The sequence below is a fragment of the Massilia sp. UYP11 genome (assembly GCF_050434805.1).
GTDB lineage: Bacteria > Pseudomonadota > Gammaproteobacteria > Burkholderiales > Burkholderiaceae_D > Telluria.
The window spans coordinates 780,880-788,635 of record NZ_JBNDJE010000001.1; the positions used below are offsets into that span (position 1 = coordinate 780,880).

Genomic DNA, 7,756 nt, shown 5'->3' on the forward strand with positions numbered 1-7,756 from the left:
CCCGCCTTCGCGGGAACGACGAGCCAACTAAGGAATAAGGAACACACATGTCCAATTTCATCGTCAAGAAAGTCGCCGTGCTGGGCGCCGGCGTGATGGGTGCGCAGATCGCCGCGCACTGCGTGAACGCCAAGGTGCCGGTCGTGCTGTTCGACCTGCCAGCCAAGGAAGGTCCAAAGAACGGCATCGTGCTGCGCGCCATCGAGAACCTGAAAAAACTGTCGCCGGCCCCGCTGGGCAACAAGGATGACGCGGCGCTGATCGAAGTGGCCAACTACGAGGACAACCTCGACGTGCTGGCCGGGTGCGACCTGATCATCGAAGCCATCGCCGAGCGCATGGACTGGAAACACGACCTGTACGCCAAGGTCGCGCCGCACATCGCGCCGCACGCGATCTTCGCCTCGAACACCTCGGGCCTGTCGATCAACAAGCTGGCCGAAGGCTTCGACGCCGAGCTGAAGGCGCGCTTCTGCGGCGTGCACTTCTTCAATCCGCCGCGCTACATGCACCTGGTGGAACTGATCCCGACCGAGGCCACCCGCCCGGAGATCCTGGACCAGCTCGAAACCTTCCTGACCTCGACCCTGGGCAAGGGCGTGGTGCGCGCGAAAGACACGCCGAACTTCATCGCCAACCGCGTCGGCATCTTCGGCATGCTGGCCACCATCGTCGAAGCAGAGAAATTCGGTTTGAGCGTGGACGTGGTCGACGACCTGACCGGCGCCAAGCTGGGCCGCGCCAAGTCGGGCACCTTCCGCACCGCGGACGTGGTCGGCCTGGACACCATGGGCCACGTGATCAAGACCATGCAGGATAATCTGAAGGACGACCCGTTCTTCAGCGTGTACAAGACGCCGGACATCCTGGCCAGGCTGATCGAGAAGGGCGCGCTGGGCCAGAAGACCGGCGCCGGCTTCTACAAGAAGGTCGGCAAGGAGATCCAGCGCCTGGACTTCGCCACCGGCGACTACGTGCCGAGCGGCGCGAAAGCCGCCGACATCGTCGGCCGCATCCTGAAAGAGAAAGACCCGGTCAAGAAGTTCAAGGCCATGCGCGATTCGACCAACCCGCAGGCGCAGTTCCTGTGGGCGATCTTCCGCGACGCCTTCCACTATATCGCCGTCCACCTCGACACCATCGCCGACAATGCGCGCGACGTCGATTTCGCGATGCGCTGGGGCTTCGGCTGGAGCGTCGGCCCGTTCGAGACCTGGCAAGCCGCCGGCTGGACCCAGATCGCGCAGTGGGTGAAGGAAGACATCGAAGCGGGCAAGGCCCTGTCCGATGCGCCGCTCCCGGCATGGGTGTTCGAGGGCGCGGTCGCCGAGAAGGGCGTGCACACTCCTGAAGGTTCGTACTCGGTGACCAGGAACGCCTACGTGCCGCTGTCCGACCTGCCGGTCTACCAGCGCCAGCAGTTCCGCGCGCCGGTGGTCGGCTCGACCACGCAGGACGCCAGGACTGCCGGCACCACCGTGTTCGAGGACGACTCGGTGCGCCTGTGGCATTCGGGCGACGAGGTGCTGGTCATCTCGCTCAAGACCAAGATGCACGTGATCGGCGACGGCGTCATCAAGGGCATCCAGCGCGCGCTGAAAGAAGCCGAGCAGGGCTACAAGGGCGTGGTGATCTGGAATACCGACGCGGCCGAAGGCGGCGCGTTCTCGGCCGGCGCCGACCTGCAATCGGCCCTGCCGGCCTTCATGGCCGGCGGCGCGAAGGCGATGGAGCCGATCGTGCGCGAGCTGCAGGACACCTTCATGGCGATGAAGTACTCGAACATCCCGGTCGTGGCGGCCGTGGCCGGCCTGGCGCTGGGCGGCGGCTGCGAGCTGGCGCTGCATGCATCGAAGCGCGTGGCCTCGATCGAGTCGTACATCGGCCTGGTCGAAGTGGGCGTCGGCCTGGTGCCGGCCGGCGGCGGCCTGAAAGAGGCGGCGCTGCGCGCGGCGAACGAAGCCAAGGGCAACGACATCCTGCAATTCCTGAAGAACGGCTTCATGAACGCTGCCACCGCGCAGGTGTCGAAGTCGGCGCTGGAAGCCAAGGCCATGGGCTACCTGAAAGAAGACGATGTCATCGTGTTCAATGCGTATGAACTGCTGCACGTGGCCAAGACCACCGCGCGCGCCATGTTCGACGCGGGTTATCGCGCCCCGGCACGCCGCACCTTCCCGGTCACCGGCCGTTATGGCTGGGGCACCATCCGCGGCCAGATGGTCAATATGCGCGACGGCGGCTTCATCTCGGCCTATGACTACCACCTGGGCGACACCATCGCCGAGATCGTCACCGGCGGCGACATCGACCAGGGCAGCGTGGTGAGCGAACAGTGGATCCTCGACCTGGAACGCAAGGCCTTCGTGGCCCTGCTGAACAATCCGAAGACCCAGGAACGCATCATGGGCATGATGCAGACCGGCAAGCCAGTCCGCAACTAAGCGCCGACAGAACAGGACACTGACATGAGCAAACAACTTCAAGACGCATACATCGTCGCAGCGACCCGCACCCCGATCGGCAAGGCGCCGCGCGGCATGTTCAACAAGACCCGCCCGGACGACCTCCTGGTGCACGCCATCCGCGGCGCCATGGCCGCCGTGCCGAACCTGGACCCGGCCCTGATCGTCGACGCCATCGTCGGCTGCTCGTTCCCCGAGGCCGAGCAGGGCTTCAACGTGGCGCGTAACGCCGTGGTGCTGGCCGGCCTGCCGAACACGGTGGGCGGCGTCACCGTCAACCGCTACTGCGCCTCGGGCATCACCGCGCTGGCGATGGCGGCCGACCGCATCCGCGTGGGCGAAGCCGACGTGATGATCGCCGGCGGCGTCGAATCGATGTCGATGGTGCCGATGATGGGCCACCATCCGTCGATCAATATGGAGACCTTCAAGGACGAGAACGTGGGCCTGGCCTACGGCATGGGTCTGACCGCCGAGAACGTCGCCAACCAGTGGAAGATCTCGCGCGAAGACCAGGACGCCTTCGGCCTGGAATCGCACCGCCGCGCCATCGCCGCCCAGCAGGCCGGCTACTTCAGGGACGAGATCACCCCGGTCGAAGTCATCACCCGCACGCCGAACCTGGCTACCGGTGAAATCAGCGTCAAGAAGCGCCTGGTCGACAGCGACGAAGGCCCGCGCGCCGACGCCAGCCCTGAAGGCATGGCCAAGCTCAAGCCCGTGTTCGCGGCCAAGGGGTCGGTCACCGCCGCGACCTCGTCGCAGATGTCGGACGGCGCCGGCGCGCTGATCGTCGTCAGCGAAAAGATCCTGAAGGAGCACAACCTGACCCCGCTGGCCAGGTTCTCCTCGTTCGCCGTGCGCGGCGTGCCGCCGGAGATCATGGGCATCGGCCCGAAGGTGGCGATCCCCGCCGCGCTGGCCGCCGCCGGCATCACGCAAGACCAGCTGGACTGGATCGAGCTGAACGAAGCCTTCGCCGCCCAGGCGCTGGCCGTGATCCGCGACCTGGGCCTGGACACCAGCAAGGTCAACCCGATGGGCGGCGCGATCGCCCTGGGCCACCCGCTGGGCGCGACCGGCGCGATCCGCGCTGCGACCGTCGTGCACGCGCTGCGCCGCAACAACCTCAAGTACGGCATGGTGACGATGTGCGTCGGCGCCGGCATGGGCGCGGCGGGCATCATCGAGCGCGTCTGAGCCAACATGGCGGCGCTTTACTGCGCCGCCGCATTTCAAGCGTGGGCGGGAAATCCAAGCACCGTACGTCAATGCCGCGAGCGTGACGTGGGGTGGGCGGGTCTCCCGCCCACGCGTCCAACTGACGCATGGACACCCGACACGCGCTGCCCAACGGATGAACACGCGAAATCCGTAGGGTCGGCAGGTTCCCTGCCGACGCGTCCAACCACCTGAAGAACAACCGTGGAGACAGCAATGACCATCCGCCTCACCAACGCCGACGGCATCCTCACCATCGAATTCAACCGCGTCGAACGCAAGAACGCGATCACCGGCGCGATGTACCAGGCCATGGCCGACGCGCTGCAGGACGCCGAGCAGGACGCGTCGGTGCGCGCGATCCTGATCACCGGCCAGCCCGAGATCTTCACCGCCGGGAACGACCTGGACGACTTCTTGAACAACGTCGGCGACGGCGCGATGACGCCGGACCGCCCGGTATTCCAGTTCATGACCGCGCTGGAAGGCGCAACGAAACCGGTGGTGGCGGCCGTCGCCGGCGCCGCGGTCGGCATCGGCACCACGCTCTTGATGCACTGCGACCTGGTCTATTGCTCCGAGAACGCCAGGTTCTCGATGCCGTTCACCCAGCTTGGCCTGTGCCCGGAATTCGCTTCGTCGCTGCTGGTGGCGCAATCGGCCGGCTACACCCGCGCCGCCGAGAAGCTGCTGCTGGGCGAGCCGTTCGTGGCGCAGGAAGCGCTGGAGATGGGCATCGTGGCGCGCGTGCTGCCGGATGCCGAGCTGCTGTTCTTCGCCCAGGGCCAGGCCGCCAAGCTGGCCAAGCTGCCGCCCGCGTCGATCCGCACCACCAAGGCGCTGATGAAGCGCGCGCGGGGCGCGCTGGTGAAGGAGACCATCGCCGCCGAGAACGAGCGCTTCAGCGCCATGCTGACCGGCGCCGAGGCAAAAGAGGCGTTCACCGCCTTCTTCGAGAAGAGGAAGCCGGATTTCAGCAAGTTCGACTGACCTGTCCTAAAGAGGGCAATATGGCCGAGCAAGCAGATTTACTTCAGCAAGATGCAAGGGAAGGAAGGCTGGAGAAGTTCTGGCTGCCCTTGACCCTGGGCGTTGCGGCCCCGCTGTTAAGCGGGGCCGCATATTTGACCGGCGTAGCTTATCACCAAGCATATCTGAACGCATTTCGCATTCCTCTAAATCTTCTAGAAAAGTCGACTGCTGACTACTTTCTGTACGCCTATATGGCCGTAGCGGAATCCGGCATGCGGCTTTTAGGTTCTGGGCTAGTGGTTATTGCTGCCTTTATTTTCGGAGCCTACTTTTGGCAAAGTCTCCGCTGGGTGGATCGCAAGACTACTCAGAGTAGCCAATTGCAGTGGCTCCGCAGTAGGATGCGTATGAATCCGCTGTTGCGCCTGCTGGGAAATCTTGTGCTTGTGCCGACGTTAGTAATTGGATTCAGTTATCTTGCATTCGCTTTATTTGTGCTCTTCATCATGCCAATGATGTTTGGACAGGCGGCAGGAGCACGTCGCGCTGCAGAAGATGCGGAGGTATACACGCTAGGATGCGATAAGGTTCAACCTGGTATTCGATATTGCAATGATGTGTTTGAAGCTGGAAATCCGACTCGGATTGCAAGTGGATTTATTATTGATAGTTCCGAGAAATACGTTGCAATATACGAAAGCGATGCGGTTCGGACTATCCATGTAGAGGGGCTGCGGTTCGTCGCAGTTCACAAGGTAAAGGCGCCGAGACGCGATCGCGACGGTGGAGGCTAGTGGTGCCTGGGATCGCGCCAGCAACAATCAGCTCTGCTCAGATCAATGACGATAGTTGCTTTAGCGCGCCTCGCGTTGCGCTTTATGGCTCTTGCTGTAGTAGCCGGACGGGTCGGAACAGCAGACCCGCTTCTTGCTTGAAGCGAGCATGTTTCCCGTATCGGCCACGCGCTTCAAGCGAGTGTCGGCCTGCTTGGCGTATTCGATCAAGTGGACCCAGTCGAAGCGGGTGGCGTTAATGGCGGCGCCCCTGGTCTCCCCGGCCGGTAGCGATGCGTCGAGCGCCTTGCCCAACTCGGGTGGGACAGGAGGTTCCTGCTTGGTCGGCGCAGGGGCAACGTCGACGATGACGGTATCTCCGATTGTCACGCCCGCCACGGTCGTCAGCGTGGCCGGCACCATTGAACCAGTGGATCAACTGGCTGTCTGGCTCCAGTGTGGCCTGGAGCGGACGGCCGTTGAGCGCGCCTTGCATGCTCGTCCAGCCGCGCCGCGGAAAGACATTAGTGATCGGTTTCGGCAGAACGACGAAGGCCCAGCATCCTTCTCCTATCGTACGGCGGGGCGGCGTAGCGCTGTTTCGAAACGCGACTTGCAGTGGCGTGTGTCATTTTCCTCCATCGGCTTAGCGATCGGTGGAGTGCAGGTAGCAACTGCTGCCACTGTCGTGCTTCAACCATCGATGCAGATTGGGACAATCATGTCGGGGAAGGTAAATCGTGTTGACTGTATCAATAAACGGACTATACTTAATTGAGGTTCGTTAGTGGAGATGATTGTGCGCTATAAGGATTTTCCGAAGCACGATTTCAGGAGGTGTTTGCTGGTACTCGTCACGCTGGAAGAGCTCGGCGCACGAGCCACATTACATTACACCGCACAAGCACTCGAATGCACACGCGCCGAGGTGTTACGCGCTATCAAGCTCGCGCAGCAACAGTTTTTTGTTGGTATCGACAAGAGCGGTCCGGTTTATCGCATCACATCGTGGGGCGTACTCGACAGAGGCGGTGTCGCCGCAGCGCTTCGGCAAGTGCCCGAGGACGATCGCCTTGCGCAGATTTTTGGAAAAGAAAGCATTGTATGGGACAGAGAAACTGAAGCCGATCTGGTCAATTCGCTTGCCGATGCGGTGGCAATGCGCAGACAACCGAAATCGGGGCGGGAAGCCGACGTCTACCGATTGTCTGCACAGTTACTCAAGACAAGACACCGGATGGCGGCTGATTTTCTTGACTCCGCTGCACGTCAGTTTCACTACCAGGCCCATACCGTGCCGCGGCCGTTTCCTGATGTGGTCAAGGACGGCCTGGTCAGAGATATGCCTCGTTTGCGTAATCTTCTTGAGAAGCGCCTGGACGGGGTGAGGTCATGGTGAAACCGATTGAGTTTGCAACCCATACGGATCTGGCGCACGGGCTGCGATCGTTGATCATCGAACTCGAACAGCGGACGAATTTACGTGAGCCGCTGACGATGCTTATTGCTGGTGGAATGGCGATTCACTTGTACACGGCCGCGCGGACCACCACCGATGTCGACGCCGAGTTTTCGAAGCGAATCCTGTTGCCTGCCGACCTGGTTGTCGAGACGAAGGAAGGAAATATGCTGTACCTCGATGCCAGCTATAACAGTACCTTCGCATTGATGCATGAAGACTACCAGCAAGACGCAGTGCCGGTACCTATCGGCACCGACATGATGCGAGTCTACGTGCTGAGCCCTCTCGACCTTATTGTCAGCAAGATCGCCCGATTGTCCGACCCGGATAAAGAAGACATCCAGAATATGGTTCATCGTTTTCATGTCTCTGCTGAAGAGATCGAGAAACGTGCCGAGGAAGCGCTTGGTGGATACGTCGGCAACACGGATTACTTGCGGATGAATCTCCGCGAGGTTCTGGCGATGGCCCGGCGAAACGATTCGACAGGTCATAGTCCGACAGATGCCTGAGTACCTCAGGCGCGTGACTGCTGAGCTGCATTTATTTCCCGACGCGTGCGATACGTAACGCAGCCATATGCGGCAAAGCGGCCCAGCATGAATGCAACTTCATCGTGTGTCAGGAAAGCCTGTAAATCGGCGTCTGCAGTTTGTAGTGAACTTAAGGCCACCTCTAAAAACCTCGGCCGAGACGCCTGCGGCTGGGTAAAATCCTGACATCGAACCAAGCCAGCGAGTGCCGTCATGATGAAACCCCGTATCAGTCTGTTTGCCGAGCAGGAGCGTGAGGACCGGCGCGCAAGGCTGGGGGATCCGTTGGTGGGCTTGGCCGAGCACGTGGATTTCGAGGCGCTGGCGGCG

The 7,756-nt window shown here is 61.9% G+C and carries 7 protein-coding genes; 6 read left to right on the top strand and 1 reads right to left on the bottom strand.

Annotation, left to right across the window (positions count from 1 at the left end):
- Nucleotides 1-47: 47 nt before the first annotated feature.
- The 4 genes from ABIB38_RS03455 to ABIB38_RS03470 all read left to right on the top strand — a co-directional run bounded on the left by ABIB38_RS03455 (nt 48) and on the right by ABIB38_RS03470 (nt 5,452).
- The gene (locus ABIB38_RS03455) at nt 48-2,444 is read left to right on the top strand and encodes a 3-hydroxyacyl-CoA dehydrogenase/enoyl-CoA hydratase family protein (RefSeq protein ID WP_429201760.1); all 2,397 of its coding nucleotides are present in this window, start codon (nt 48-50) and stop codon (nt 2,442-2,444) included.
- 24 nt (nt 2,445-2,468) lie between these two features.
- Nucleotides 2,469-3,665: an acetyl-CoA C-acyltransferase gene (locus tag ABIB38_RS03460; RefSeq protein WP_429201762.1), complete on the top strand. Its 1,197-nt coding sequence runs from the start codon at nt 2,469-2,471 to the stop codon at nt 3,663-3,665.
- Nucleotides 3,666-3,902: 237 nt separating this feature from the next.
- Complete coding sequence (locus ABIB38_RS03465; protein ID WP_429201764.1) at nt 3,903-4,676, top strand: enoyl-CoA hydratase; 774 nt, start codon at nt 3,903-3,905, stop codon at nt 4,674-4,676.
- 20 nt (nt 4,677-4,696) lie between these two features.
- On the top strand, nt 4,697-5,452 hold the full coding sequence (locus tag ABIB38_RS03470) for a hypothetical protein (protein ID WP_429201766.1): 756 nt from the start codon (nt 4,697-4,699) through the stop codon (nt 5,450-5,452).
- Between the two features lie 60 nt (nt 5,453-5,512).
- On the opposite strand, the gene ABIB38_RS03475 is transcribed toward ABIB38_RS03470, so the two are convergent.
- On the bottom strand, nt 5,513-5,854 hold the full coding sequence (locus ABIB38_RS03475) for a YdeI/OmpD-associated family protein (protein WP_429201767.1): 342 nt from the start codon (nt 5,852-5,854) through the stop codon (nt 5,513-5,515).
- A gap of 376 nt (nt 5,855-6,230) precedes the next feature.
- Between ABIB38_RS03475 and ABIB38_RS03480 the strand changes: the two genes are divergently transcribed.
- Nucleotides 6,231-6,830, top strand: a complete 600-nt coding sequence (locus tag ABIB38_RS03480) for a hypothetical protein (RefSeq protein WP_429201769.1) — start codon at nt 6,231-6,233, stop codon at nt 6,828-6,830.
- Nucleotides 6,824-7,405 carry a DUF6036 family nucleotidyltransferase gene (locus ABIB38_RS03485; RefSeq protein WP_429201770.1) on the top strand — a complete coding sequence of 194 codons (582 nt, stop codon included), beginning with the start codon at nt 6,824-6,826 and terminating at the stop codon, nt 7,403-7,405. Before ABIB38_RS03480 ends, ABIB38_RS03485 begins: the two co-directional genes overlap by 7 nt.
- Nucleotides 7,406-7,756: the final 351 nt, after the last annotated feature.